Genomic DNA, 531 nt, shown 5'->3' on the forward strand with positions numbered 1-531 from the left:
CCTGCAGCAGTAGAAGCTGTAGCCGCTTCTGCTGAGGAAGAAGACGTACAAGTTGGCGACAAAATTTTAAGTCCGGCAGCGCGTAAACTGGCTTTAGAAAATAATCTAGATATTGCTAAACTGGTTGGTACTGGCAAAGGCGGTCGTGTATCTAAAGAAGATGTACTGAATGCCGTTCAATCAGGTGCAGCGAAAGCATCTGCAGCGCCTGCACCAGTAGCAGCAGCGCCTGCTCCTGTTGTAGTTGCTGCTGGTGAGCGTGTAGAAAAACGTGTACCAATGAGCCGTATGCGTCAGACAATCGCTAAGCGTTTAGTTGAAGCACAACAAACTGCAGCGATGTTGACCACTTATAACGAAGTGGATATGAAGCCAGTAATGGATTTACGTAAGAAATACAAAGATATGTTCGAGAAGAAACACAATGGTGTTCGTCTTGGCTTCATGTCTTTCTTCGTAAAAGCTGCAGCAGAGGCTCTGAAGCGCTTCCCAGATGTGAACGCATCTATCGATGGTACTGATATCGTTTAC

At 46.1% G+C, this 531-nt stretch carries 1 protein-coding gene; it reads left to right on the forward strand.

All coding sequences use genetic code 11. The annotated features are described in order from the left end of the window. A partial coding sequence (locus BTA35_RS16575) for a 2-oxo acid dehydrogenase subunit E2 (protein ID WP_202931299.1) occupies positions 1-531 on the forward strand: 531 nt, incomplete at both ends.

The organism is Oceanospirillum linum, from assembly GCF_001995095.2.
GTDB lineage: Bacteria > Pseudomonadota > Gammaproteobacteria > Pseudomonadales > Halomonadaceae > Oceanospirillum > Oceanospirillum linum.